The following is a 24,890-nucleotide window of genomic DNA, read 5'->3' as shown; positions in this document are numbered from 1 at the left end:
GGCGAATCAGTCCCCTCTGCCGGGGCACGCGACCTGCCGGTGTGGCCCCGCCGCAACGCCTTCGGTACCACAATCCCTATGGTGAAGGATGAGGGTTAACAGCGCGCAAACGCGCGCCGCTCTTCAGCCTGCCGCCGGCTGCGCCGCCCGCGCTACCGGCTTCTCGACGATCGGCAGGTTGATGGCGGCGGAGGCGAAGCTGAGCGCCACCGACAGCCACCAGACGAAATCATAGGAGCCGAGGCTCTCATAGAGCAGCCCGCCGAGCCAGACGCCGAGGAAGCCACCCACCTGGTGACTGAAGAAGGCGAAGCCGTAAAGCATGGCGAGATAGCGGGTGCCGAACATCAGCATCACCAGCCCCGAGGTCGGCGGCACGGTGGAGAGCCACAGCAGCCCGAGCACGATGCCGAAGCCGATCGCCGTCACCGGGTTCGCCGGCAGCAGGACGAAGGCGATGATGGCAAGGCCACGGGCGAAATAGATCGCCGCCAGCAGATAGCGGCGCGGCATGCGGCTCGACAGCCAGCCCGAGCCGAGCGAGCCGGCCATGTTGGCCAGCCCGATCGCCGCCAGCGTCCAGCCGCCCACGGTGATGGAGAGGCCCCGATCCATCAGATAGGCCGGTAGATGGGTGGTCACAAAAGCCAGCTGGAAGCCGCAGGTGAAGAAGCCGAGCACCAGCAGCACATAGCTGGGGTGGCGGAAGGCCTCGCCCAGCGCGGCGCCGATCGACTGCGGGCGTTCACCCACCTTGGGGGCGGATGGCGCGCCCGACAGCGCCAGCGCCAGCGGCATGATGAGCAGCATGGCGAGGCCGAAGACGAGCAGCGTCTGGTGCCAGCCAATGGTGGTGTTGAGCCCCGCCGCCAGCGGCGGAAACAGGAACTGGCCAAAGGAGCCGGCCGCCGTGCCGGCGCCGAAGGAGAGCGGCCGCCACTTCTCCGGCAGCATCTTGCCGAAGGCGGCGATCACGATGTTGAACGAGCAGCCCGACAGGCCGAAGCCCACGAGCACGCCGGCGGACAGGTGCAGCATCCCCGGCGTCGCCGAATAGGCCATCAGCCCCAGGCCGGCGGCATAGAGCGCCGCCCCGATCCACAGCACCCGCGTCACCCCGAAGCGGTCGGCGACCGCGCCGGCAAAGGGGGTGCCGATGCCCCAGACCAGGTTCTGGATGGCGATGGCGAGGCCGAACGTGTCGCGCCCCCAGCCATATTCGCCCGTCATCGGCAGCATGAAGATGCCAGAGGAGGCGCGCGGGCCGAAGCTGAGCATGGCGATCAGGCAGCCGCACAGCACGATCAGCAGGGGGGCGCGGGCGGCGAGGCTGGGCCGGGGGGCGTCGGTGAGGGCGGACATCGGGGGCCTCGAATCGGCGCGGCGCGGCAGGCCGCCTCAGCCACCAAGCTAGCCTCGGGCGATACGGCATGGAAAACGAATAAATTTCAGGATGAGAATCAGCAAAACTGATGAAAGGCAGCCAATCCCAAGGGGCCCGGGTGTTCGGCTACAGCCGCAGTGCGGCCGCCGTGCCACACCCCGGCGCAATTGCGGCGAGTGACACGCCCGTGATCGGCGCATTGACGAACTTTGCCATGCTTCGCCTGTAGGTGAGCATCATTGCCGCATTTCACCGTTCCCCCTCTCCTTGATCCCCGCGTGCGCCCCATGCTTCTCGACCGCCGCCTGTTTCTCCTTGCCTCGCCGTTCGCCCTCGCCGGCTGCGTCACCACGCGCGAGCCGATGACGAGCCGCGTCCTGCCGCCGGCGATGGACCCGCATTATCTGCGGATGTATGCGGCGATCACCGACGAGCCCTTTCCGGTGCCGGCGGTCGACCTCACGCAGATCGACCCGCGCTTCCTGCGCCAGGAAGTCGCGTATCCGACGCGCTACCAGCCCGGCACCATCGTGGTCGATCCCAATGAGCGCTTCGCCTATCTCGTCATGGCCAATGGCCGTGCCCTGCGCTACGGCGTCGGCGTCGGCCGCGAGGAAGGCTTCAATTTCCGCGGCGAGGGCGTGGTCGCCCGCAAGGCGTCGTGGCCGGGCTGGACCCCGACCCCGGCGATGATTGCCCGCGAACCCGAGCGCTACGGCCCCTATGCCGGCGGCCTGCCCGGCGGGCCGACCAACCCGCTGGGGCCGCGCGCGCTCTATCTCTACAAGGACGGGCGCGACACCTATTACCGCCTGCACGGCACCACCGAGCCGTGGACCATCGGCACGCAGGTGTCGTCCGGCTGCGTGCGCTTCATCAATCAGGACATCATCGACCTTTACCGCCGCGTGCCCACCGGCACCCGCGTCATCGTGCTGCCCGCCACCGGCGTGCCGGTCGGCTGAGCCGGGCGGGCGAGAGGCCTCAGCCCAGCCGGATCTCGAACGGCTCGTTCTCCATCGCCTCGCGGCCGCGGCCGATGGCGGCGATGGCGGCGCGCATGCGGCCCTGCCGGCCGAGCGCGGCATCGGCGATCTCGACCAGCAGCGCGTTCGGCGTGGCGATGGGAGAGGCGGCGCGCAGCGCCTGCGCGATCTCGGCCTCGTCGCGCTCGGGCGCCAGCGCGCAGGCGGTGATATAGGCCGAGGCGGTGGAGCGGCTGACGCCGAGATAGCAGTGCACTACCAAAGGCGCCTGGCGCGGCCAGCGCCTGACGAAGCCGAGGATCGCCTCGACATGCTCGATCGAGGGATGCACCAGCCCTTCCTGGGGGCTGAGAATGTCGTTGAAGCCGACGAAGAGATGGTTCTCGCGCCGCACGGTCGGCGGCAGCGTGACCGGCGTCGCGATGTTGATCACGCTGAGCACATGCTCGGCACCGGTGCGCGTGACGGTCTCTTCGAGACGGGAGAGCGGGCAGACGTGAATCATGAGGCCTCCGCGACCAGTTCCTGAAAGCGGGCGAGGAAGCGGGCTTTCGCCTCGCCCGCGCTCCACGGCGTGAGGTAGTCCCGCTCGTCGGCGCTGTCGAGCGGGCAGGGCGTGCCGAAGAAGCGGCGCGCTTCCGCGATGTCGAAACCGGCGAGCCGGGTCGCTTCCAGAAAGGCGCTGGCGCGGTCGGCGGCCTTGACCCGCGCCACCAGCGTCGCCGGCCAGTGCGCCGGCAGGCCGAAGCGCAGGCTCACCGCCGCCAGCAGCCGCCCCTCCACCGCCTTGTAGTCGCCGCCGATCACCGCCTTGAACGGGCTGATCATGTCGCCGACCACATATTCCGGCGCGTCGTGCAGCAGCATGGCGAGCCGCCAGCGCGGGTCGAGAGCGGCCCCGCGCCGCGCCGCCTGCCGCCGGGCCACCAGCTCCACCAGCACCGAATGCTGTGCGACCGAGAAGATGTGCTCGCCATGCGTCTGGCCGTTCCAGCGGGCGACGCGGGCAAGGCCATGGGCGATGTCCTCGATCTCGATGTCGAGCGGCGAGGGATTGATCAGGTCGAGCCGCCGCCCCGACAGCATGCGCTGCCAGGCGCGCAGCGGCTTGGCGGCAGACGCGGGGGCGGGGGGGCGGGCTGTGGCGGGGTCGATCATGGTGGGGTCGGCCGTGTCGGGTTCGGTTTTGGCGCGGTGCCGCATCGTGCCGGGCATCAGGCCCGCGCGCCGTGGCGGTGGCAGGTGACGGCGTGGTCGTCCACCATGCCCACCGCCTGCATGAAGGCGTAGACGATGGTTGGCCCGACGAAGTTGAAACCGCGCTTTTTCAGCTCTTTCGACATGGCGATCGCCACCGGCGAGGTGACGAGCGCCGGCTCGTCCGGCTGGCGGCGATTGTCGAGCACCGGGCCGTTGATGTCCCAGAGCAGCTTCGAGAAGCCCGGCCCGCGCTCCTGAATGTCGAGCCAGACCTGCGCCGAGCGGATGGTCGATTCGATCTTGGAGCGGTTGCGCACGATTCCCGCGTCCTGCATCAGCGCCTCCACCTTATCAGGGGTGTAGCGGGCGATGATCTCCGGCTGGAAGCCGTCGAAGGCGGCGCGAAACCCTTCGCGCTTGCGCAAGATGGTGATCCAGGCAAGGCCGGCCTGGAAGCCGTCCAGGATCAGCTTCTCGAACAGCGCCCGGTCGTCATATTCGGGCACGCCCCATTCGGTGTCGTGATAGGCGACATAGAGCGGATCGGTGCCGCACCAGGCGCAGCGGGTCAGCCCGTCCTCATGAGTATGGACCTTCACGGCCGATTCTCCCTCATGAAGCGTTCTCCGTGCCCGGAACGGCAAAGCGCGCCCAGCCGGGCCGCTCGGGCACCAGCGCGGCGCCGTCCGCCTCGACGAGATGGCCGGCGGCGCGCGCCTCCTCCAGCCGGTCGAGCCGCACCAGCGCCAGCGCCCGCCCGTCGACGCCCGAGCCGATGCGGCCGAGGCTCTTGCCGCCGGCGGTGATCGGCGTGCCCGCGGCCGGCGGCGGCCCGCACAGCGCCATCGGGATGATGCGGGTGCGCGCGGTGCCGCGATGCTGCATGCGGCTGACGATCTCCTGCCCGACATAGCAGCCCTTGTCGAAATCGATGCCGCCGAGCTGGTCCATGTCGGCCTCGTGCGGGAAGGCGTCGCCATAGAGATAATCCTGCCCGCCTTCCGGCACGCCGAGGCCGATGCGGTGGGCGTGCCATTCGGCTTCCGGCACCATCGCGATCTGCGCCGCCTCCGCCGCCGGCAGCAGGAAGCGCCGGCCGAGCGCCGGAAGGCGCGGGTCGTCATAGGAAAGCGTGTCGACCAGCGGTTCCGCCCCGCCCCAGGCCACCGCGACGGCGAGGTCGTCGAGCAGGCCGATCTCGACCTTCGCCCGCAGCCGGTAGAGCTGCAGCCGCTTGAGAAGGTCGGGCGCCACCGCGCGGGGAATGTCGAGGCGGAAGCCGCCTTCGGTCGCCAGCACGATCATGTCGGCGACGATCTTGCCCTGCGGCGCGAGCAGCGCGGCATAGCGCGCCGCGCCGGGCGCGGGGGTGCGGGCGGTGAGCAGATTGTCGAGGAAATGGGTGGCGTCAGCCCCGGCGATGCGGGCGACGGCACGCTCCTTCAGGATCGCGATCGGCATGGAGGCGCGCTCCGAACTGGGGTGCCCGGCGGTGCGGGCGGGTTGCCCGAGAGGTACGACGCGCCGGGCGATCGGGCAAGCGCAAAGAAACGAAACGGGAACAGGTGGCGCCGGTGGGGCTCGCCGCCGCCGTGCGGATGCGCAAGGCAATTTCGCCGGCACGGTTGCCCGGCGGGGTGGGCGCCCCATGTTCAGGGCGGGGCCGGCCTGTCCCGGCCTACGCCATTTTCAAGGGAGATTTCCATGTCCGGCACCGTTCTCTTCACCGGCACCGCCACCGCCATTGGCGGCCGGGGCGGCCATTCGCAGACCAGCGACGGCTCGGTCTCGGTCGATCTCGGCATGCCGAAGAACGGCGTGCTCGATTCCGGCAAGACCACGCCCGAGCACCTGTTCGCCACCGGCTATGCCGCCTGCTTCGGCTCGGCCGTCGAGGCGGTCGGCCACCAGAAGAAGCTTGACGTGACCGGCGCCGCCGTCACGGTCGCGGTGTCGCTGGTGAAGGGCGATGACGGCTTCAGCCTCGCCGCCAAGCTCTCGCTGAAGGCGCCGGCGCTGACGCCCGAGCAGACCGAGGAGGTGCTGGAGGCCGCGCACCAGATGTGCCCCTATTCCAAGGCCACGCGCGGCAACATCCCGGTCGAGCTCAGCGTCGGCTGACGCGGCGCTCTCGGCGCTGTTCTGAAAATGTCATCCCGGACGGCCGAAGGCCGATCCGGGATCGCCTTGCGTCCGTGTCCTCAGCCGATTCCGGCTCTCCGGCGGCGCCTCCGGCCGGGATGACGCCGGACTACCGCCAGAACGAGGTCATCCCCGGGCTCGGCCCGGGGATCTATGTCTGCGGGGTTAAGTGGAACGCTCAGGCCGAGCGGCGCAGCTCGCCCGTCCCGCCCTGCGCCACCAGTTCGCCCAGGCTCGGCAGTTCCACCGGCGCGCCGGTCGGGCTGACCAGGCCGCGCGCGCCCTTGAGCGCACCGGGGCTCAGCTCCAGCCCGAGGAAGCGGCTGCGGTCGAAGGCGCCGGGCAGCCACAGGGCTTCCGTCAGCCCGACATCGAAGCCGAAGCGGGCGTAATAGGGCGCGTCGCCAACCAGCAGGATGGCGCCATGGCCGAGCCGGGTCGCCTCGCAGATGGCGGTGTTCATCAGCGCCGCGCCGAGGCCACGGTCGCGGAACCACGGATGCACCGCCAGCGGGCCGAGCAGCAGCGCCGGGCGGCCGGGGCCGGCGGTCACATGCCAAAGGCGCAGCGTCGCCACCACGCGCCCGTCCGGGCCGTGCGAGGCAAAGGCGAGGCCGTTAGCCGGCTTACGGCCTTCGCGCAGGCGCTCGCTGGTCTTGGCGAGGCGGGCGGCGCGGCCGAAGGCGAGATCGAGCAGGGCCTCGCGCTGGACGATGTCGGCCGGCGTCTCGAGCGAAATGGCGGGGGCGGCGGTGGCGAGCGAAAGGGTGGACATGGACGGCCTCCAACACCCGGGATCGCCGGGCAAAGAGGGACAGGGAATTGTGAAATCGGTCGTCGGCCAGCGATCCCGGATCGCCGCAGCGTCCGGGATGACGAGAGCGGGGCGCGGCCCGCTCAGATCACATAGGATCGCAGCGGGTCGAAGCCGTTGAACGCCACCGCCGAATAGGTGGTGGTGTAGGCGCCGGTGGCCTCGATCAGCACCTTGTCGCCGATGGCGAGCGACACCGGCAGCATGACCGGGGTCTTCTCATACAGCACGTCGGCCGAATCGCAGGTCGGGCCGGCGAGCACGCAGGGCTCCACGGCGTCGCCATCGCGCGCCGTCACGATCGGGTAACGGATCGCCTCGTCCATCGTTTCGGCGAGACCGCCGAACTTGCCGATGTCGAGATAGACCCAGCGCACCGAATCGGTGTCCGACTTCTTCGAGATCAGCACCACCTCGGCCTCGATCAGGCCGGCGGCGCCGACCATGCCGCGGCCCGGCTCGATGATGGTCTGCGGGATGGCATTGCCGAAGTGCCGGGACAGGGCGCGGAAGATCGCCTCGCCATAGGCCTCGGCGGCCGGAACGTCCTGCAGGTACTTGGCCGGGAAACCACCGCCGAGATTGACCAGCGAGAGCGAGATGCCGCGCTCGGCGCAGGCGCGGAAGATCGCCGAGGCCGAGGCCAGCGCCGAATCCCACGCCTCGACATTCTTCTGCTGCGAACCGACGTGGAAGGAGACGCCATGCGCCTCCAGACCGAGCCGGTGGGCGTGCTCCAGCACGTCGACCGCCATGTCGGGCTCGCAGCCGAACTTGCGCGAGAGCGGCCATTCGGCGCCGGCGCCGTCGCACAGAATGCGGCAGAACACCTTGGCGCCAGCGGCGACGCGGGCGACCTTCTCGACTTCCTCGGTGGAATCGACCGCGAACAGGCGCACGCCCAGCTGGAAGGCGCGCGCAATGTCGCGCTCCTTCTTGATGGTGTTGCCGAAGGAGATGCGGTCCGCCGTGGCGCCGGCGGCGAGAACCATCTGGATCTCGGCCACGGAGGCGCAGTCGAAGCAGGAGCCCATCTCGGCCAGGGCCGAGAGAATGGCCGCGTCCGGGTTCGCCTTCACCGCGTAGAAGACGCGGGTGTCCGGCAGCGCCCGGGCGAAGGCGGCATAATTGGTGCGCACCACATCGAGATCGACCACGACGCAGGGGCCATCTTCACGGCGGGTACGCAGGAATTCGCGAATACGGTCGGTCATGGCAGTCTCCACAGACCCGAAGCTTCGATCCAGATGAAGCGGACATGTGGATGCGAACACCCGCCCGCGGCGCCAATGGGCCGCGTTGATGGCAGGAATGCGCATCCGTCCGCCGACCGCACGGCAGGTGCCGCATGGCCGTTCGGAATGGAGCCGTGGCATCAAATCGCCGCTGCGCGCATGTGGAGAGCGCCAGCGTCGTCAGATGCCTTCGCTTGGTACGGGAAACCCGACCGCACGCCCGGCAAGAAGTAGTGCCTCTTCAGTTTCCCGACCTTTGGAGGGCCGACAGAGACCAAAAAAGCCCGTACGTCGTTGCTTCAAGTCACGTTCCCCGCTGAGAGCGAGGTGCGCCGGTTTCGCCTCCGGCTACCGATCTGACTGGCGACTTTCCGGCCTCTTGTCCGGACTTCCGCCGATCGGCACGCGACCACAGGCACGTGCGAATATTGGGCAGGGCGGGATTTAGGGTTCTACGCTGTCATATGCAAGCGGCTTTTGCGGTTTTTATCGCATACGCCCGAAATATCGGCATGCTTGCCGATCGGGCGGTACCGCAGCGCCGGCGCAGGACGTGCAAGGGGGGCATGCGCGCGCCGAAGCCGGTGCGCAGCGCCTCAGCCTTCGACGAAGGGCTCGATCGACTTGGCCTTCAGCACGAAGCGATAAATGCCGTAGAGGGCGAGCAGGCCGAAGGCGCCCTCGAAGATGAGCTCCCACACCCAGCTGGCCTCGAACAGGGCGGCGAGGGCCCAGCCGGCGGCAAGGCCCGCCCCGATGAGCTCGGCGCCCAGCAGGATGGCGGCGCTCCCCACCGTGCTGACATTGTCCCAGCGAATGCGTCGGCCCGTGCTCATCGCGTCCCAATCCGTCTACTTCGGCGGGGCGCAACCTGCTATGCCCGGCGTCGCGGGTCAAGCTGCCGGCCGCCGGTGGCGCCGCGGGGAGTGCGAAATGGCTCACGATCAGCATCACGAGAGCGCGCGCGCCGGCTCCGGCATGGTCGCCACTCCTCATGGTCTGGCCACCGAGGCGGGACGTGCCGTGCTGCAAGAAGGCGGCAATGCGGTGGAGGCGGCGCTCGCCGCTGCCGCGACGCTGGCGGTTGTTTCCCCGCATCTCAGCCAGCTTGGCGGCGACGGCGTCTGGCTGATCCGCGATCCGGCCGGGCGCGTCACCTGTATCGATGCCGCCGGCCCTGCCGGGGCGAGCGTCACCGCTTCCTTCTACAGGGAGCGCGAGCATGACGATATTCCCGCATGCGGCCCGCTCGCTGCCCTCACCGTGCCGGGGCAGGTGGGCGGCTGGGCCCTGGCGCAGGAGGCGGCGCAGGCCTTCGGTGGCAGGATGCCGCTGCGCCGGCTGCTGGAATCGGCGATCGAGCACGCGCGGGCGGGCCTTACCGTCTCGCCCTCTCTGTACAGGGCCGGCCTTGCGACGAGCGTCACGTTTGAGGCGATTCCCGGCTTCCGGGCGGCCTTTCTGGCGCCCGACGGCAAGGTGCCGGCGGTCGGCTCGGTGCAGCCCTGCGAGCGGCTGGCCGACACGCTGGGGCAGCTCGCCGGCGCCGGGCTGGACGATTTTTACCGGGGCGATGTCGGCCGCGAGATCGCCGCCGACCTTGAGCGCGCCGGCAGCCCGCTGACTCGCGCCGATTTGCGGGCCTATCGCGCCGTGACGCGCCGGCCGCTTACGGTCAAGCTGCCGGAGATGGAGCTCTGGTCCTCGCCCCCGCCGACGCAGGGGCTGGCGACGCTGCTCATCCTCGCCCTTTTCGCCCGGTCGGGCGTTTCGCGGCCGGACGGCGTCGCCCATGTCCATGCTCTGGTCGAGGCCACCAAGCGGGCCTTCGGGGTGCGCGACGGGCTGATGAGCGAGCGTGACCTGCTCCTTCACGACCCCGCCGACGCCTTCACCGCCGAGGCGCTCGCCCGCGAGGCGGCGGCGATCGACCCGAAGCGCGCCGCGCCCTGGTCGCATCGGGCAATGCCCGGCGCGGCGGCGTGGCTCGGCGCGGCAGATCGCAGCGGCGTCGTGGTCTCCTATATCCAGTCGAATCACGGGGTGTTCGGCGCCGGCCTCGTGCTGCCGGCGACCGGGGTACTGATGCATAATCGCGGCAGCGCCTTCTCGCTCGACACCCGGGCCAGGAACGCGCTCGCGCCCGGCCGCCGTCCATTCGGCACGCCGGCGCCCGGCCTTGCGCGCCTTCCGGACGGGCGCGTCGTCGCCTTCGGCGCGGCGGGGGGCGACGGCCAGCCGCAGACCGATGCGGCGGTCATGAGCCGCTACGCCCTGTTCGGGATGCCGCTCGGCGAGGCGATTGCCGCGCCGCGCTGGCGGCTCGGGCGCGAGGGGAGCGCCGACCCGTTCAATCTACGCGTCGAGGGCGCGTTCGACGGCGCCATCGCCGAACAATTGGCCGCCGCCGGTCACGATGTCGAGATTGTCCACGAAGCCTTTTCCGACATGATGGGTCCTGCCGGGGCGGTCATCCTGCATCCCGGCAAGGCGGGGCTGGAGGGCGCGCATGATCGGCGCTCGGACGGCGGCGCATGCGGGGTGTGAACGGACATATCTGCCCCTACGCGACTTCATCGAACGGTCACAACAACATGCGAGACGCGCCGCCATGGACGTGATTCTCACCAATGCCCGCCTTGTTCTGGAAGACCGCGTCGTCGACGGCACGCTGGTCCATTCGGACGGGCGCATCCGCGCGATCGACGAAGGCCGCTCGCACCTGCCCGCCGCGCTCGACTGCGAGGGCGCCTATCTCGCCCCCGGCCTGATCGACCTGCACACCGACGCGCTGGAAGGCCATTTCGTGCCGCGCCCGAAGGTGATTTGGCCCGACGCCCGGGCCGCCGCGCTGGCGCATGACGCGCAGATGGCCGCCTCGGGCGTCACCACCGTCTATGACGCCATCTGCGCCGGCGGCTTCGACCAGGCCAAGGCGGACCGGCGGGCGCTCTATGAGGTCATGCTCGATGCGGTCGATTCCGGCGTCGAGCGCGACCTGTTCCGGGTCGACCACCGCATCCATCTGCGCTGCGAACTGACCGACCGCACCCTGCCCGACCTCGTCGACGCCGCGCTGGGGCGCCCCACTCTGGCGCTGGCCTCGCTGATGGACCACACGCCCGGCACCCGCCAGTGGCGCAATGTCGAGCATCTCAAGGTCTATCTCTCCGGCATCGGCAAGGGCGGCGCCGACATCGACGCCGAGGTCGCCGACCGCATCGAGCGCGCGCGCGGCGCCGTCGCCGACAATTACAGCCGGATGGTGGCGCTGTTCGCCTCCTCCGGTCTGGTGCTGTCGAGCCATGACGACACCACCCCCGAACATGTCGACGAGGCGGTGGCGGCCGGCTGCACCATTTCCGAATTCCCGACCACGATGGATGCCGCCCGCGCCGCCCGCGACAGCGGGCTCGCCACCATTGGCGGCGCCCCCAATGTGGTGCGTGGCGGCTCGCATGCCGGCGGCGTGTCGATGCGCGACCTGGCGCGCGAGGGGCTGCTCGACGCCCTCGCCTCGGACTATGTGCCGGCGAGCCTCTTGCAGGCGGCGCTGGCGCTGACCCGCACCGCCGGCCTCACCCTTCCCGACGCGCTGGCTCTCGTCACCTCAGCGCCCGCAAGGCTCGCCCGGCTGGAAGATCGCGGCCGGCTGGAGGCGGGGCTGCGGGCCGATCTGGTGCGCTTCCGTCTTGCCGACGACACGCCCCGGATCGACGAGGTCTTTGTCGCCGGCCGGCGCGTCTTTTGAAGGGCCCGCTTTTGTCCGCCTCCGTCAACGCCGCCACTCCCGCCGCGCCCAGACCGGCGACGCCGCGCTACGCGCTCTATTTCGCCCCGCCGGCGCAGAGCCCGCTCTGGCGCTTCGGCTCCGCCGCGCTCGGCTATGACGCGGAGACCGGCGTGGAGGCCGAGCCGCTGCCGCTGCGCCGTTTCGATGCCGCGCGCTGGCACGAGATCACCGCCGAGCCGCGCCGCTACGGTTTCCACGGCACGCTGAAGGCGCCGTTCCGGCTCGCGCCCGGCCGCAGCGAGGCGGAGCTTCAGGCCGCCTGCGCCCGCTTCGCCCAGAACCGCGCCGGCTTCGCCTCCCCTGGGGTGAAACTGGCCAGCATCGGCCGCTTCCTCGCCTTGCGCCTCGCCGCCCCCAGCGCCGCGCTGGACCGGCTGGCCGCCGGCACGGTGGCCGCGCTCGATGATTTCCGCGCCCCGATGAGCGAGGCTGAGCGCGAGAAGCGCCTGCGGGCGCCGCTTACCCCGCGCCAGCAGGAATATCTCGCCCGCTGGGGCTACCCCTATGTGCTGGACGATTTCCGCTTCCACATGACGTTGACCGGCACGCTGGACGATGAGGAGCGGGCGCTGGCCGAGGCGGAGCTTTCCGAGCATTTCGCCGCCAGCGGCGCCGACGGGCCGCTCATCGTCCGCGAGATCGCCCTTTATCGGCAGGAGGCCGGCCCGTTCCGGCTGATCGCCCGCTTTCCCTTCGGCAGCTGAGGCGGAGACACGACCATGGCGCTCAAGCTCGGCCCGGTGCCGACCGTCGATCCCACCGCCGAGGTCACGCGCTCGACGCTGGGGCGCTACACCGAGGTCGGCCCGCGCACCCAGTTGCTGGAAGTGGAGCTGGGCGACTATTCCTATGTCGTCAACGATTCCGACATCGCCTATACGCGCATCGGCCGGTTCACCTCCATCGCCGCCATGACCCGGATCAACCCGGGCAACCACCCGATGCAGCGGGCGAGCCAGTCGCATTTCACCTACCGCGCCTCGGCCTATTTCGACGACGCGCAGGACGAGCCGGACTTCTTCGCCTGGCGCCGCGCGCAGGGCGTGACCATCGGTCACGATGTGTGGATCGGCCATGGCGCCATCGTGCTGCCGGGACGGACCATCGGCGATGGCGCGGTGGTGGCGGCCGGCGCGGTGGTGACGAAGGACGTGGCGCCCTACACCATCGTCGCCGGGGTGCCGGCCAGGCCGGTGCGCGAGCGCTTCCCGCCCGCAATCGCCGCCCGGCTGCAGGCGCTGGCCTGGTGGGACTGGGACCATGCCCGGCTGCGTGCGGCGCTGGAGGATTTCCGCGAACTGCCGATCGAGGCCTTTCTGGACAAGCACGGCGGGTAGCGGGCTGACGTCCCTGCGTCTCCCCCGCCCTTGCGCCCGTCACGTCGCCCGGCTACGCCTTGGCCCGAGAGTGGGAGGACGCGATGGCCGCCAGCACATTGGACGTCGACGAGGTGCTCGCCCGCCGCCGGCTGCGGCGCAAGCTCGCCTTCTGGCGGGTGCTCGCGCTGCTGGTGGTGCTGCTGGGCGGGCTCGGCGCCTTCGCCTGGTGGAGCGATGGCGCGGTGCTGCCGCGCGCCTCGGCCCATGTCGCCCGCGTCACCATTGGCGGCATCATCCGCAATGAGCGCGAGCGGATCGAGATGCTGGAGGCCATCGGCAAATCCGGCGCCACGGCGGTGATTCTCTCCATCGACAGTCCCGGCGGCACGGTGGTCGGCTCGGCCGCGCTCTATGACGCGCTGCGCCGGCTGGCGGAGAAGAAGCCGATCGTCGCGGTGGTGAATGGCATGGCAGCCTCGGGCGCCTATATCGCCGCCATGGGCGCTGACCACATCGTCGCGCCGCGCAACGCGCTGGTCGGCTCGATCGGCGTGCTGTTCCAGTTCCCGAACTTCGCCGAACTGATGAAGAATGTCGGCATCTCCTATGAGGAGATCAAGTCGAGCCCGCTGAAGGCGGCGCCGAACATGTTCGATCCGCCGACCGAGGACGCCCGCGCAGCGGTGCGCTCGCTGGTCGAGGACAGCTATGACTGGTTCAAGGGGCTGGTGGCCGAGCGGCGCCTGCTGGAGGGCGACAAGCTCGCCCTCGCCACCGACGGGCGTGTGTTCACCGGCCATCAGGCGCTGCCGCTGCGCCTGATCGACGAGATCGGCGACGAGCGCACCGGCCGCGACTGGCTGGAGCGCGAGCGGGGCATCGACAAGGATCTTCCCGTCCGCGACTGGCACACGCGCCGCGCCGGTGATGAATTCGGCTGGCTGCACGGTATTTCCATCAAGCTGATGTCGTTGATCGGGCTTGAAGATCTCGCCCGTATCGTGGCAGATGCGGCCGGTGGGGCCGCGGTGCAGGCCCGCCTTGACGGTCTTCTGGCCCTCTGGCACCCTCGGGGCGGCTAGACGGGGCCAAGAGCTTCCAAAATATCAATTTTTTGGAGTACCGACGAGCCGAACAACAAAGGGGCCGGGGCGTCGATGATCAAGTCCGAACTGGTGCAGCGGATCGCTGAAGCAAATCCGCATCTCTATCAGCGCGATGTCGAGAACATCGTGAATGCGATTCTCGACGAGATCGTCGCGGCGCTCGCGCGTGGCGATCGTGTCGAGCTGCGTGGCTTCGGCGCCTTCTCGGTGAAGGCCCGTCCCGCGCGTACCGGCCGCAATCCGCGCACCGGCGCGCATGTGGATGTCGACGGCAAGGCCGTGCCCTATTTCAAGACGGGCAAGGAAATGCGCGAGCGCCTGAATGATGGCGTCGACCTGGAATAGGTCGGCTGGAATAGGCTGCCGAGGGAGAATTCGTGCTGCGTCGTCTGCTGCTGATCCTCATCGTCCTGCCGATCTCGGTAGGGCTCGTCATGCTCGCCGTGGCCAATCGCCACCCGGTGTCGCTGGTCATCGACCCGCTGACGGGACCGGGCGGCTGGGCGATCGAGGCGCCGCTGTTCCTCATCGTCTTCGCGGCGATGATCATCGGCGTCGTGCTGGGCGGGGTCGCCGCCTGGCTGAGCCAGGGCCGGCACCGCCGCGCCGCCCGCAGCTCCGCGCGCGAGGCCCGTTCCGCCCATGCCGAGGTGGAGGCGCTGCGCGCCGCCAGCCGCGAGCCGGCGGCACGGCCGGTGCTCACCCATCGCCGCGACGCGGCCTGACGGGACCCATTCATGAGCGATCTTCGTTTCGTCTCGTCCGGCGAGATCGCCGGGCTGTTGTCCTTTCCCGCGCTGATCGACGCGATTGAGGCCGCCTTCCGCCGCTCCATCACCGTGCCGGTGCGCCATCATCACACAATGCCGCGCCCCGATGGCGACGCGACGGCGCTGCTGATGCCGGCCTGGACCAGCGAGGGCACCGAGGACGACGTCTACGGCACCAAGCTGGTGACGGTGTTCCCTGGCAATGCCGCCCGCAGCATCGAGAGCATTACCGGCCTCTACATCCTCAATTCCGGCGCCACCGGCCAGCCGCTGGCGGTGATGGACGCGCGCGCCCTCACCGTGTGGCGTACCGCAGCCGCTTCGGCGCTCGCCGCCCGCTATCTCGCCCGCGAAGATGCCAGCCGGCTGGCGCTGATCGGCGCCGGGGCGCTGGCTCCCTATCTCGCCCGCGCCCATGCCAGCGTGCGGCCGATCCGCTCCATCGCCATCTGGAACCGGACGCTCGCCAAGGCCGAGGCACTGGCGGAAAGCCTGCGCAGCGAGGGCTTCGAGGCAACGGCCGAGGCCGATCGCGGCGCCGCCATTGCGGGGGCCGACATCGTCACCTCCGCCACGCTCTCGCCGCAGCCGCTGGTGGAGGGGCGCTACCTCGAAGCCGGACAGCATGTGGACCTGGTCGGTGGCTTCACGCCGATCATGCGCGAGGCCGATGACGAGGCAATCCGCCGGGCGCGCGTTTACGTCGACACCCGCGCCGGCGCCGGCAAGGAAGCGGGCGACATCGTCATCCCGCTCGCCAGTGGCGTCCTGGCGGCGGACGCGATCCAGGGCGACCTGTTCGAGCTGACCGCCGGCACCGCCAAGGGGCGCGGCAGCGCCGACGAGATCACCCTGTTCAAGTCGGTCGGTACCGCGATCGAGGACCTCGCCGCCGCCGAGCTGGTGTGGAAGGCGCTGAAGGGCTGACTCTCCCCGCCTCCCGACCCGGCCTGGATGGACCGATCGCCATGACGGCGCCTGCCGTCGACCGGGCGCCTCAGGCGTCGGCGGCGAGGATGTGGTTGCGCACCAGCGGGTAGACCTGGCCCTTCCAGCGGCGGCCGGAGAACACGCCGTAATGGCCGACGCCAGCCTGCATGTGGTGGCGCCGCAGATGCGGCCGCAGGCCTGAGCAGATATCCTGCGCCGCGACCGTCTGGCCGACCGCGCAGATGTCGTCGCGCTCGCCTTCCACGGTGAGCAGGGCGGTGCGGCGGATGGCGCGGAAATCGAGGCTGCCGCCGCGATAGGTCAGCACGCCGCGCGGCAGCTCGTGCTGCTGGAACACCTTGTCGATGGTTTCCAGATAGAACTCGGCGGCGAGGTCGAGCACGGCGAAATACTCGTCATAGAAAGTCTTGGTGGTGCCGGCCTTCTCGTGCTCGCCCATGGCGAGGTTCTCGAACAGCCCGACATGCGCCTTCACATGGCGCTCCAGATTCATCGCCATGAAGGCGCCGACCTGGATGAAGCCGGGATAGACCCGCCGCCCCGCGCCCTTGAAGCCGGGCGGGACGGTGGCGATGAGGTTCTGCTCGAACCATTCCATCGGCTTGGAGGTGGCGAGTTCGTTGACCTTGGTCGGATTGATGCGGGTGTCGACCGGCCCGGCCATCAGCGTCATCGACAGCGGCTGGGCGGGGTTGTTCTCCTGCGCCATGACGGCGCAGGCGGCAAGCACCTGCACGCAGGGCTGGCACACGGCGAGCACATGCCCGCCCGGCCCGATCTCCTCCAGGAAGCGCACGACATGGCCGACATAATCGTCGAAGCCGAAGCCGCCGGCGGAGAGCGGCACGTCGCGGGCATTGTGCCAGTCGGTGATGTAGACGTCGTTCTCCGGCAGCAGCGTCTTCACCGTGTCGAGCAGCAGCGTGGCGAAATGGCCCGACAGCGGCGCGACCACCAGCAGGCGCGGCTGTTTCTGGTCGACATCCTTGGCGAAATGCAGCAGCGAGCCGAAGGGCAGGGTGAGCGCCACCTCCTCGCGCACCTCGACCTCGCGATTGCCTGAGGTGACGGTGCCGATGTCGAAGGCCGGGCGCTCATGGCTGAGCCCGGCGCGCTCGATCATCTCGCAGGCGGCGGTGAGATTGCGCAGCAGTGGCGTATCACCGAAGCCGCCCATCGTGCCGATCATCTGCCGCGACAGGCGCGCGGCGAGGCGGATCGGATCGAAGAGGTCGGACTGAGCCTGATAGGCGGCATAGATCATCGGCGGGGAATCTTCCGGCAAGAGCCTTTGCGGCAGGAGCTCGGGCGACAACAGTGTGGGCGGCGAGAGGTCATGCGCGCTCCGGCAGAGGGTCCATGTGCGGCGGTCGGTGCGGGGCGCACGGTTCGCCGGCAATGGTCCTGCCGGACCCATCCTAGAGCGGATGCAAGGCCGCTGCCAAGGCGGTTGCGGGGTAGGATGGCAGCGCTGGCTTGCGCGGGGATGCCCGGGCGGGCACGGGCCCCGTCATACACCCGTCAGGAATGGCACGAAGTGTGATTGCGCTCTCCGGGCCGCACAATGGACGCCCGCCGGAACAGGAAGCCTGCCATGCCCGCCCCGACCCCGACCTCCAAGCCTGCCGCCAAGCCGGCCTCGAAGCCCACCGCGCGCGGGACGACGAAGGCACCGCGCAAGGCCCCGAGCAAGGCGGCGGGCGTGAAGGCCGACGCCAAAGCCGTGGCGAAGCCGGCGAAAACGGCCGCCCCCGAGGCCGCCGCGCCGGCCGCGGTGCTGACCATCAGCAGCAAGAACTACTCGTCCTGGTCGTTGCGCGGGTTTCTGCTGTGCCGGCTGGCAGAGCTCGATGTGGCGGAGGCGCGCGTCTCCGCCGACGACCCGGCGATCCGCGCCGAGCTGCTGCTGCAATCCTCCTCCTTCCTGGTGCCGCGCCTCGACCATGAGGGGCTGCGCATCTGGGACACGCTGGCCATTGCCGAGTACCTGCACGAATTGAAGCCAGAGGCCGGACTTCTGCCTAGCGATCGCGCAGCGCGGGCGCATTGCCGTTCCATCAGCGGCGAGATGCATTCGGGCTTTGCCAATCTGCGCTCGGCGCTGCCGATGAACATCAAGGCGCACCACCCCGGCTTCAAGGTGTGGGCGGGGGCGCATAGCGACATCCTGCGCATCGTCACCATCTGGACGGCGTGCCTGAACACCTATGGCGGACCCTATCTGTTCGGGCCGGCGCCGACCCTGGCCGACGCGATGTACGCGCCCGTGTGCTCGCGCTTCACCACCTACGACGTGGCGCTCGACCCCAGGAGCCGGGCCTATTGCCAGACCATGCTGGCGCTTCCCGCGATGCAGGAATGGACCGCCGCTGCGCGGGAGGAGCCGGACGAGATGGAGGAGCTGGACGTCGAGTTCTGAAGGGGGTAGCCGTCACCCCGGACGGCCGCAGGCCGGTCCGGGATCGCTCTCAGGAGAAGCCGGCCCGCGATCCCGGCTCTCGCTGCGCTCGGCCGGGATGACGATGAGGACCGGCCGTGTCCGCCTCCTCCCTACTCCCTCATGGCCGGGCTTGACCCGGCCACCCAGCCTTCGCACCTGCGCGGGTGGATGGGCTGGGTCCCCGGGTCAAGCCCGGGGATGAGGGCTCGCGCGCAGCGTGCCTGCCGAAGAGAGGCCGCCGCCCGGCCCGCCCCTCAATGCGCCTCGTCCCAGTTCAACGCCGCGCGGGCGTCGACTTTCAGCGGCACCTTCAGCGCCACCGCCGGGAAGGGGGCGAGTTCCATCACCTCGCGCACCACGGGGATGGTGGCGTCGACCTCGCCGTCCGGCACCTCGAAGATCAGTTCGTCATGCACCTGCAGCAGCATGCGGGCGGAAAGACGGGCCTTCTCCAGCGCCGCATCCATGCGCACCATGGCGCGGCGGATGATGTCGGCGGCCGAGCCCTGTAGCCGCGCATTGATCGCCGCGCGCTCGTTGAAGGCGCGGATCGAGGGGTTCTTGGCGTTGATGTCGGGGTAGTGGCAGCGCCGGCCGAACAGCGTCTCGACATAGCCATGTTCGCGGGCGAAGGCGCGGGTCTCGTCCATATAGGCGCGGATGCCGGGGAAGCGCTCGAAATAGCGCTTGATATAGGCCCCCGCCTCCTCGCGCGGGATCGAGAGCTGGTTGGCGAGGCCAAACGCCGAGATGCCGTAGATGATGCCGAAATTGATCGCCTTGGCCCGCCGGCGCACCTCGCCCGGCATGCCCTCGATCGGCACGCCGAACATTTCCGAGGCGGTCATGGCGTGAATGTCGAGCCCGTCCTGGAACGCCTGGCGCAGCGAGGGCGTATCGGCGATCTCGGCCAGCAGCCGCAATTCGATCTGCGAATAATCGGCCGAAATCAGCTTGTGGCCGGGGGCGGCGATGAAGGCCTTGCGGATCTTGCGCCCTTCTTCCGAGCGCACCGGGATGTTCTGCAAATTCGGCTCGGAGGAGGAGAGCCGCCCCGTCGTGGTGGCGGCCAGCGCGAAGGAAGAATGCACCCGGCCGGTTTCGGGGTGGACATAGGAGGGCAGGGCGTCGGCATAGGTCGATTTCAGCTTCTGCAGCTGGCGCCAGTCGAGAATGCGGCGCGGCAGCTCGTGCCCCTGCTCGGCCAGCTCCTCCAGCACGTCGGCGCCCGTCGACCATGCGCCCGTCGGCGTCTTGCGCCCGCCGGGAATGGCCATCTTGCCGAACAATATGTCGCCGAGCTGCTTGGGCGAGCCGGGGTTGAAGCTCTCCCCCGCCATTTCGGAAATATCCGCCTCCAGCCGGCCCATGCCCTGCGCGAACTCGCCGGACAGCCGCGAGAGCATCTGCCGGTCGATCATGATGCCGCGCGCTTCCATGCGGGCGAGCACGGCGACCAGCGGGCGTTCCAGCGTCTCATAGACGGTGGCCTTGCCCTCACTGGCGAGGCGGGGCTTCAGCACCCGCCAAAGCCGCAGCGTGACGTCGGCGTCCTCGGCGGCGTATTCGCTGGCCTTGTCGAGCGGGGCGCGGTCGAAGCTGATCTGCCCCTTGCCCTTGCCGCACACCTCCTCGAACTTGATCGGCGTGTGGCCGAGCCAGCGCATGGAGAGCGGGTCCATGCCATGCGGCGAGGCGCCGGCGTCGAGCACATAGGAGAGCAGCATCGTGTCGTCGTAAGGGGCGACCTCGATGCCGACGCGCTTCAGCACCAGCCAGTCATATTTCAGGTTCTGGCCGATCTTGAGGACGGACGGGTCCTCCATCAGCGGCTTCAGCACCGCCAGCGCCTCGCGGGGCGGAATCTGGCCGGGCAGCAGGCCCTCGCTGAACAGTCCCTCATCGCCGCCCTTATGGGTGAGCGGGACATAGCAGGCCTCGTTTGGCGCGGTGGCGAGCGAAAAGCCGACCAGCTCCGCCTGCATCGGGTCGAGGCCGGTGGTCTCGGTGTCGACGGCCACAAAGCCGATCTGCGTGGCGCGGGCGATCCATTCCTTCAGCCGCGCGAGCGTCGTCACCGTCTCGTAGCGGGAACGGTCGACCGGGGTGGCGGTGGCCTCCGCCTGCCGTTGGGCAGCGAGCGCCTGCGGGGTAAGGCCCTCGGCCGCGCTCGGCGCGCTCTCCAGCGGCACCGCCGTCTCGTGCGTGTCCGGGTCGAGGCCGGCGGTCAGTAGTGCAGTCTCACCGCCCCCCGCCTTCAGCCCGGGATCGGGCTCGATGGCGGCGATGTCGATTTCATAGGCCTCGCCGACGCGGCGGGTCAGCGTGGTGAACTCCATCGCCTTGAGGAAAGCGACCAGCTTGCGCCCTTCCGGCTCGATCACGGCGATGTCGTCGAGCGGCACGTCGAGCGCCACGTCGCGCTTGAGCGTGACCAGCTGGCGCGACAGGCGGGCTTGGTCGGCGAATTCAATCAGGTTCTCGCGCCGCTTGGTCTGCTTGATTTCGCCGGCGCGGGCCAGCAGCGTGTCGAGGTCGCCATATTCCCCCAAGAGCTGCGCCGCGGTCTTGATGCCGATGCCGGGCACGCCGGGCACGTTGTCGACCGAATCGCCGGCGAGCGACTGCACGTCCACCACCTTGTCCGGGGCGACGCCGAACTTCTCGAACACTTCCTCGACGCCGATCGCCTTGTCCTTCATCGGGTCGTACATGCGCACGAGCCCATCGACGAGCTGCATCAGGTCCTTGTCGGAGGAGATGACGGTGACGAGGGCGCCGCGCGCCTTGGCCTGCTCGGCATAGGTGGCGATGAGGTCGTCGGCCTCGAAGCCGCTCTGTTCCACACAGGCGAGATCGAAGGCGCGGGTGGCCTCGCGGATCAGCGGGAATTGCGGGCGCAGATCCTCCGGCAGGTCGGGGCGCTGCGCCTTGTAGAGCGGGTAGATGTCCTTGCGGAAAGTCTGCTCGGACTTGTCGAACACCACGGCGAGATGGGTCGGACGCGGCGCGAAGCCGCCGCCATTCTGCCCGGCCCGCACCAGCTTCCACAGCATGTTGCAGAACCCGGCCACCGCGCCCACGGGGAGCTTGTCGGACGAGCGGGTCAGCGGGGGCAAGGCGTGGTAGGCGCGGAAGATATAGGCCGAGCCGTCGATCAGGACGACATGGTCGCCGGCGTCGACATTCTCGTGGTGGGCATCAGTGGCGGGCATTGCGGGCTCCGTTTGCGGCCGCACGATGCCCCCGCCGCCGCCCCGGGGCAAGGGGGCGCGGAGAGAGGGGGCGGAGGACGGGTCCGCCCTCCCTCCCTCATCCCCGGGCTTGACCCGGGGACCCAGTGCTCATCGGGTGGCGCGCGGTCGAAGCTGGGTGCCCGGGTCAAGCCCGGGCATGAGGGGGTAGGTGCGCAGGTGCGCCCGACCGTGACCGGCCGGCGTTCAGCGGTCCAGCCAGGCGGCGAGGCCGTCCAGCGTCTGCATCCCGTACCCCACCGCGCCGAAGCCGATGACCGCGGCACGCCGCTCGCGGCTGGGGTGCAGTTGGCACAGGGTGAGCACGGTCTTGCCGTCGGCCTGCTGGTCGAAAGTCACGGTCATCCGGAAGCGGTCGGGATCGTCCGGATCGGGCGTGCCATAGTCCATGACAATCCGCTCGTTCCGCACGATCTCGAGAAAGCGCATGAGATTGGGGAAACGCTCCTCCTTGCCCTCGAACACGCCGACCATGTCGAATCGCCACACGCCACCCTCGCGAATGTCCGCCTCATGGGTCTCGATCCGCAGGCCGGCCGGGCCGTACCACGCCCCAAGGGCGGCGGGGTCCATCCAGGCGGCAAAGACCTTCTCGCGCGGGTGATCGAGCACTCTCGCCAGAACGATCTCCCGGTCCAGCTCCCAGGTCTCCAACAGACTTGTCATGCCCTTCACCCTTCTTCCGTCTTCGCCAGATAGGATTCCAGCCGGTCCAACCGCTCGGCGGCGCGCCGGCGCTCCGCCTCCATCCAATCGGCCGCCTCGGCGAAGCGCGCCGGCACCAGCCGGCACCACCGGCTGCGCCCACGCTTCTCGCTGGCGATCAGCCCGGATTCCTCCAGTACCCGGAGATGCTGGGCGAAGGAGGGCAGCGCCATCCCGAAAGGGGCAGCGAGGGTGCTGACCGAGGCCTCGCCTTCGGCGAGACGCGAGATCACCGCGCGGCGCGTGGGATCGCTGAGGGCGTGGAAGGCAAGGTCAAGCGGCGCTGAATGATAAGGCATTTGACTTAGTATCGCTCGATCAGATCGGCGTCAACCATAAAAAGGCAACTGACTAAGTATCGGTGGTGCCGGCACGCGCGGCGAGGCGCGGCCGGTTCGGCAGGGGAGACAGCGCCACGCTCTCCGGCTGCGCAGGTGACGCGCCGGCCTTCCGGCGCTACAGAGCGCCATGCCCCGCTACAAGCTCACCATCGAATATGACGGCACCCCCTTTGTCGGCTGGCAGGTCCAGGCGGCGGGGCGGACCGTGCAGGGCGTGCTCGCCGAGGCGGTGCGCCGCTTTTCCGGCGAGGAGGTGGTGGTGCACGGCGCCGGCCGGACGGATGCCGGCGTGCACGCCACTGGGCAGGTCGCCCATATCGAACTCGCCCGCGACTGGAAGCCGGACACGGTGCGCGACGCGATGAACGCGCATCTGCGCCCGCATCCGGTCGCGGTGCTGGAGGCCGAGCCGGCGGCCGAGGATTTTCACGCCCGGTTCTCGGCGACAGGGCGGCGCTATCTCTACCGCATCATCGCCCGCCGGCCCGACCTGGTACTGGAGCGCAACCGGGCCTGGCGGGTGCTGCGCCCGCTCGATGTCGACGCGATGGCGCTGGGCGCGGCCCGGCTGGTCGGCCGGCACGACTTCACCACCTTCCGCGCCATTGGCTGCCAGGCGGCCTCGCCGGTGAAGACGCTCGACCGGCTGGCGGTGGAAACCGTGCCGCTGGAAGGGCCGGGCATGGAGATCCGCGTCCACGCGCAGGCGCGCTCCTTCCTGCACCATCAGGTGCGGAGCATGGTCGGCACGCTGGTGAAGGTCGGCGAGGGGGCGTGGACGCCGGACGACGTGACCGCCGCGCTGGAGGCAGCCGACCGCACGCGCTGCGGCCCGATGGCGCCCTCGGCGGGGCTGTATCTGGCGGAAGTGACGTATTGAGAGGGGCCCTCATTCACCCCGTGGGAGGTTGGGGGTCCTGCGTGCTTCGAGGCCGGCCTGTCGGCCGACACCTCAGCATGACGGGGGCGCCCCCACATCGGCAACGTCATCCTGAGGTGCGAGCGCAGCGAGCCTCGAAGGATGGTCACAAGGGCGGGTTATCGCCGCAACCGTAGAGTTAAATCTCACCCCTTCGCCAGCGTCTCCAGGAAGCGGATGGCCTCGCCCTGCGCCGGGGCGACCAGTTCGCCTTCCCACATCACGCGGTTGCCGCGGATGAGCGTGCCGACCGGCCAGCCCGTCACCTCCACCCCGTCATAGGGCGTCCAGCCGGCCTTGGAGGTGATCCATTCATTGCGGATGGTTTCGCGGCGCTTGAGGTCGACAATGGTGAAGTCGGCGTCATAGCCGACCGCGATGCGGCCCTTGGTGGCGATGTTGAAGATGCGGGCCGGGCCGGCGCTGGACAGATCGACGAAGCGCTCCAGCGTCAGGCGGCCGGCATTCACATGGTCGAGCATGGTGGGCACGAAGGTCTGCACCCCGGTCATGCCCGAGGGGCTCGCCGGATAGGGCTTGGCCTTCTCTTCCCGCGTGTGCGGGGCATGGTCGGAGCCGAGCACGTCGACCACGCCCTCCGACAGGCCGCGCCACAGCGCCGCCTTGTGGCGCGCCTCGCGCACCGGCGGGTTCATCTGCACATGCGTGCCGTGCGAGGCGTACCAGGAGGCGTCCATGGTGAGGTGATGCGGCGTCACCTCGACGGTGGCGACATCCTTCTGGCCGCGCAGATACTCGATCTCTTCCTGGGAAGTGATGTGCAGCACATGCACGCGCTTGCCCTCAGAGCGGGCGAGGTTGACCAGCCGGGTGGTGGCGGTGAGCGCGGCGATTTCGTCGCGCCACACCGGGTGCGAGGAAGCATCGCCCGGCACGCGCAGGCCCTTGCGCTCTTCAAGGCGCGGCTCGTCCTCGCAATGGAAGGCGGCGCGGCGGCGGATGACCTTGAGGATGGCGCGCACGCCGGGATCGTCCGCCACCAGCAGCGAGCCGGTGGAGGAGCCGATGAACACCTTGATGCCGGGCACGCCGGGCAGCATTTCCAGCTCGGGCAGGTCCTTCACATTGTCATGCGTGCCGCCGACGAAGAAGGCGAAGTCGCAATGCATGCGGTGATGGGCGCGCGACAGTTTGTCTTCCAGCGCCTCGGCGGAGGTGGTGAGCGGGTTGGTGTTGGGCATCTCGAACACGCCGGTGACGCCGCCCATGACGGCGGCGCGGGAGCCGGATTCGAGGTCTTCCTTGTGCTCGAGGCCGGGCTCGCGGAAATGCACCTGGGTGTCGATGACGCCCGGCAGCAGATGCAGGCCGGTGCAGTCGACCGTCTCGCCCGCCTGCGCGGCCTCGAACGCGCCGATCCCGGCGATTCGCCCGGCGCGAATGCCGACATCGCGGGCGGCGATGCCGTCCTGGTTCACCACCGTGCCGCCCTTGAGGAGAAGATCGAAGGTCTGCGTCATAGCTGCCCCGCCGGTGCTCGAACTCGATGGCTCGCTCTTACGCCAAAGCG

At 69.6% G+C, this 24,890-nt stretch carries 24 protein-coding genes and 1 pseudogene; 12 read left to right on the top strand and 13 right to left on the bottom strand.

The window, feature by feature from the left end; translation table 11 throughout:
• Positions 1 to 123 precede the first annotated feature (123 nt).
• Entirely contained in the window at positions 124 to 1,362 is a 1,239-nt protein-coding gene (locus BLO63_RS10110) for an MFS transporter (RefSeq protein ID WP_091439830.1), read from the bottom strand.
• Between the two features lie 309 nt (positions 1,363 to 1,671).
• On the opposite strand from BLO63_RS10110, the gene BLO63_RS10105 reads away from it, so the two are divergent.
• Entirely contained in the window at positions 1,672 to 2,349 is a 678-nt protein-coding gene (locus BLO63_RS10105; protein ID WP_091439827.1) for a L,D-transpeptidase, read from the top strand.
• A 19-nt stretch (positions 2,350 to 2,368) separates the two neighbouring features.
• Here the strand turns inward: BLO63_RS10105 and BLO63_RS10100 are convergent, their stop codons facing one another.
• The 4 genes from BLO63_RS10100 to ygfZ are packed head-to-tail and all read right to left on the bottom strand — an operon-like array spanning position 2,369 to position 5,031.
• Positions 2,369 to 2,875 carry a tyrosine phosphatase family protein gene (locus BLO63_RS10100; RefSeq protein WP_091439826.1) on the bottom strand — a complete coding sequence of 169 codons (507 nt, stop codon included), beginning with the start codon at positions 2,873 to 2,875 and terminating at the stop codon, positions 2,369 to 2,371.
• The gene (locus BLO63_RS10095; RefSeq protein ID WP_205409314.1) at positions 2,872 to 3,528 is read right to left on the bottom strand and encodes an HD domain-containing protein; all 657 of its coding nucleotides are present in this window, start codon (positions 3,526 to 3,528) and stop codon (positions 2,872 to 2,874) included. Before BLO63_RS10095 ends, BLO63_RS10100 begins: the two co-directional genes overlap by 4 nt.
• 56 nt (positions 3,529 to 3,584) lie before the next feature.
• The gene (locus tag BLO63_RS10090) at positions 3,585 to 4,169 is read right to left on the bottom strand and encodes a DNA-3-methyladenine glycosylase I (protein WP_091439823.1); all 585 of its coding nucleotides are present in this window, start codon (positions 4,167 to 4,169) and stop codon (positions 3,585 to 3,587) included.
• 13 nt (positions 4,170 to 4,182) lie between these two features.
• A complete protein-coding gene (gene ygfZ / locus BLO63_RS10085) occupies positions 4,183 to 5,031 on the bottom strand; it encodes a CAF17-like 4Fe-4S cluster assembly/insertion protein YgfZ (RefSeq protein WP_091439820.1) in 849 nt (282 codons plus the stop codon).
• A 243-nt stretch (positions 5,032 to 5,274) separates the two neighbouring features.
• Here ygfZ and BLO63_RS10080 point away from each other — a divergent pair, with 243 nt between their 5' ends.
• Positions 5,275 to 5,691: an Ohr family peroxiredoxin gene (locus BLO63_RS10080; RefSeq protein ID WP_091439817.1), complete on the top strand. Its 417-nt coding sequence runs from the start codon at positions 5,275 to 5,277 to the stop codon at positions 5,689 to 5,691.
• A 199-nt stretch (positions 5,692 to 5,890) separates the two neighbouring features.
• On the opposite strand, the gene BLO63_RS10075 is transcribed toward BLO63_RS10080, so the two are convergent.
• From BLO63_RS10075 to BLO63_RS10065, 3 genes are all read right to left on the bottom strand, one after another.
• Positions 5,891 to 6,487, bottom strand: a complete 597-nt coding sequence (locus BLO63_RS10075; protein WP_091439816.1) for a GNAT family N-acetyltransferase — start codon at positions 6,485 to 6,487, stop codon at positions 5,891 to 5,893.
• A gap of 122 nt (positions 6,488 to 6,609) precedes the next feature.
• Positions 6,610 to 7,740 carry a type III PLP-dependent enzyme gene (locus BLO63_RS10070; RefSeq protein WP_091439813.1) on the bottom strand — a complete coding sequence of 377 codons (1,131 nt, stop codon included), beginning with the start codon at positions 7,738 to 7,740 and terminating at the stop codon, positions 6,610 to 6,612.
• Positions 7,741 to 8,357: 617 nt separating this feature from the next.
• Positions 8,358 to 8,597, bottom strand: a complete 240-nt coding sequence (locus BLO63_RS10065; protein WP_091439812.1) for a hypothetical protein — start codon at positions 8,595 to 8,597, stop codon at positions 8,358 to 8,360.
• A gap of 97 nt (positions 8,598 to 8,694) precedes the next feature.
• On the opposite strand from BLO63_RS10065, the gene BLO63_RS10060 reads away from it, so the two are divergent.
• The 8 genes from BLO63_RS10060 to lhpI all read left to right on the top strand — a co-directional run bounded on the left by BLO63_RS10060 (position 8,695) and on the right by lhpI (position 15,676).
• Positions 8,695 to 10,308, top strand: a complete 1,614-nt coding sequence (locus BLO63_RS10060; RefSeq protein WP_091439809.1) for a gamma-glutamyltransferase family protein — start codon at positions 8,695 to 8,697, stop codon at positions 10,306 to 10,308.
• A gap of 64 nt (positions 10,309 to 10,372) precedes the next feature.
• The gene (locus tag BLO63_RS10055; protein ID WP_091439807.1) at positions 10,373 to 11,512 is read left to right on the top strand and encodes an alpha-D-ribose 1-methylphosphonate 5-triphosphate diphosphatase; all 1,140 of its coding nucleotides are present in this window, start codon (positions 10,373 to 10,375) and stop codon (positions 11,510 to 11,512) included.
• A gap of 11 nt (positions 11,513 to 11,523) precedes the next feature.
• Complete coding sequence (locus BLO63_RS10050; RefSeq protein ID WP_091439804.1) at positions 11,524 to 12,258, top strand: DUF1045 domain-containing protein; 735 nt, start codon at positions 11,524 to 11,526, stop codon at positions 12,256 to 12,258.
• A 15-nt stretch (positions 12,259 to 12,273) separates the two neighbouring features.
• Positions 12,274 to 12,891 (top strand): DapH/DapD/GlmU-related protein, encoded by a 618-nt coding sequence (locus tag BLO63_RS10045; RefSeq protein WP_091439801.1) that lies wholly within the window; start codon positions 12,274 to 12,276, stop codon positions 12,889 to 12,891.
• 83 nt (positions 12,892 to 12,974) lie between these two features.
• Positions 12,975 to 13,955, top strand: a complete 981-nt coding sequence (gene sppA / locus BLO63_RS10040) for a signal peptide peptidase SppA (protein WP_091439799.1) — start codon at positions 12,975 to 12,977, stop codon at positions 13,953 to 13,955.
• 75 nt (positions 13,956 to 14,030) lie between these two features.
• A complete protein-coding gene (gene ihfB / locus BLO63_RS10035) occupies positions 14,031 to 14,324 on the top strand; it encodes an integration host factor subunit beta (RefSeq protein WP_091439795.1) in 294 nt (97 codons plus the stop codon).
• A 32-nt stretch (positions 14,325 to 14,356) separates the two neighbouring features.
• On the top strand, positions 14,357 to 14,704 hold the full coding sequence (locus tag BLO63_RS10030; RefSeq protein ID WP_091439792.1) for a lipopolysaccharide assembly protein LapA domain-containing protein: 348 nt from the start codon (positions 14,357 to 14,359) through the stop codon (positions 14,702 to 14,704).
• Positions 14,705 to 14,716: 12 nt separating this feature from the next.
• Positions 14,717 to 15,676, top strand: a complete 960-nt coding sequence (gene lhpI, locus BLO63_RS10025; protein ID WP_091439788.1) for a bifunctional Delta(1)-pyrroline-2-carboxylate/Delta(1)-piperideine-2-carboxylate reductase — start codon at positions 14,717 to 14,719, stop codon at positions 15,674 to 15,676.
• Between the two features lie 70 nt (positions 15,677 to 15,746).
• Here lhpI and BLO63_RS10020 read toward each other — a convergent pair whose 3' ends face one another.
• Positions 15,747 to 16,964: a polyhydroxyalkanoate depolymerase gene (locus BLO63_RS10020; RefSeq protein WP_091439784.1), complete on the bottom strand. Its 1,218-nt coding sequence runs from the start codon at positions 16,962 to 16,964 to the stop codon at positions 15,747 to 15,749.
• A gap of 459 nt (positions 16,965 to 17,423) precedes the next feature.
• On the opposite strand from BLO63_RS10020, the gene BLO63_RS10015 reads away from it, so the two are divergent.
• Positions 17,424 to 18,119: a glutathione S-transferase gene (locus tag BLO63_RS10015; RefSeq protein ID WP_244517820.1), complete on the top strand. Its 696-nt coding sequence runs from the start codon at positions 17,424 to 17,426 to the stop codon at positions 18,117 to 18,119.
• 275 nt (positions 18,120 to 18,394) lie between these two features.
• On the opposite strand, the gene polA is transcribed toward BLO63_RS10015, so the two are convergent.
• The 3 genes and pseudogenes from polA to BLO63_RS10000 all read right to left on the bottom strand — a co-directional run.
• Positions 18,395 to 21,355 (bottom strand): DNA polymerase I, encoded by a 2,961-nt coding sequence (gene polA / locus BLO63_RS10010; RefSeq protein ID WP_091439780.1) that lies wholly within the window; start codon positions 21,353 to 21,355, stop codon positions 18,395 to 18,397.
• Positions 21,356 to 21,580: 225 nt separating this feature from the next.
• Positions 21,581 to 22,069, bottom strand: coding sequence for an SRPBCC family protein (locus BLO63_RS10005; RefSeq protein ID WP_425284326.1), 489 nt, complete (start codon positions 22,067 to 22,069; stop codon positions 21,581 to 21,583).
• Positions 22,047 to 22,398 (bottom strand): annotated as a pseudogene (locus tag BLO63_RS10000) (ArsR/SmtB family transcription factor); the annotation flags it as partial. The pseudogene BLO63_RS10000 and the gene BLO63_RS10005, both read right to left, overlap by 23 nt.
• 169 nt (positions 22,399 to 22,567) lie before the next feature.
• Between BLO63_RS10000 and truA the strand changes: the two are divergent.
• A complete protein-coding gene (gene truA / locus BLO63_RS09995; RefSeq protein WP_091439775.1) occupies positions 22,568 to 23,320 on the top strand; it encodes a tRNA pseudouridine(38-40) synthase TruA in 753 nt (250 codons plus the stop codon).
• 185 nt (positions 23,321 to 23,505) lie between these two features.
• Here truA and BLO63_RS09990 read toward each other — a convergent pair whose 3' ends face one another.
• A complete protein-coding gene (locus BLO63_RS09990) occupies positions 23,506 to 24,840 on the bottom strand; it encodes a dihydroorotase (RefSeq protein WP_091439773.1) in 1,335 nt (444 codons plus the stop codon).
• Positions 24,841 to 24,890: the final 50 nt, after the last annotated feature.

Source organism: Ancylobacter rudongensis, assembly GCF_900100155.1.
Lineage (GTDB): Bacteria > Pseudomonadota > Alphaproteobacteria > Rhizobiales > Xanthobacteraceae > Ancylobacter > Ancylobacter rudongensis.
Note: the sequence above shows the minus strand (reverse complement) of the source record. Positions and strands in the feature narration are given on the sequence as shown.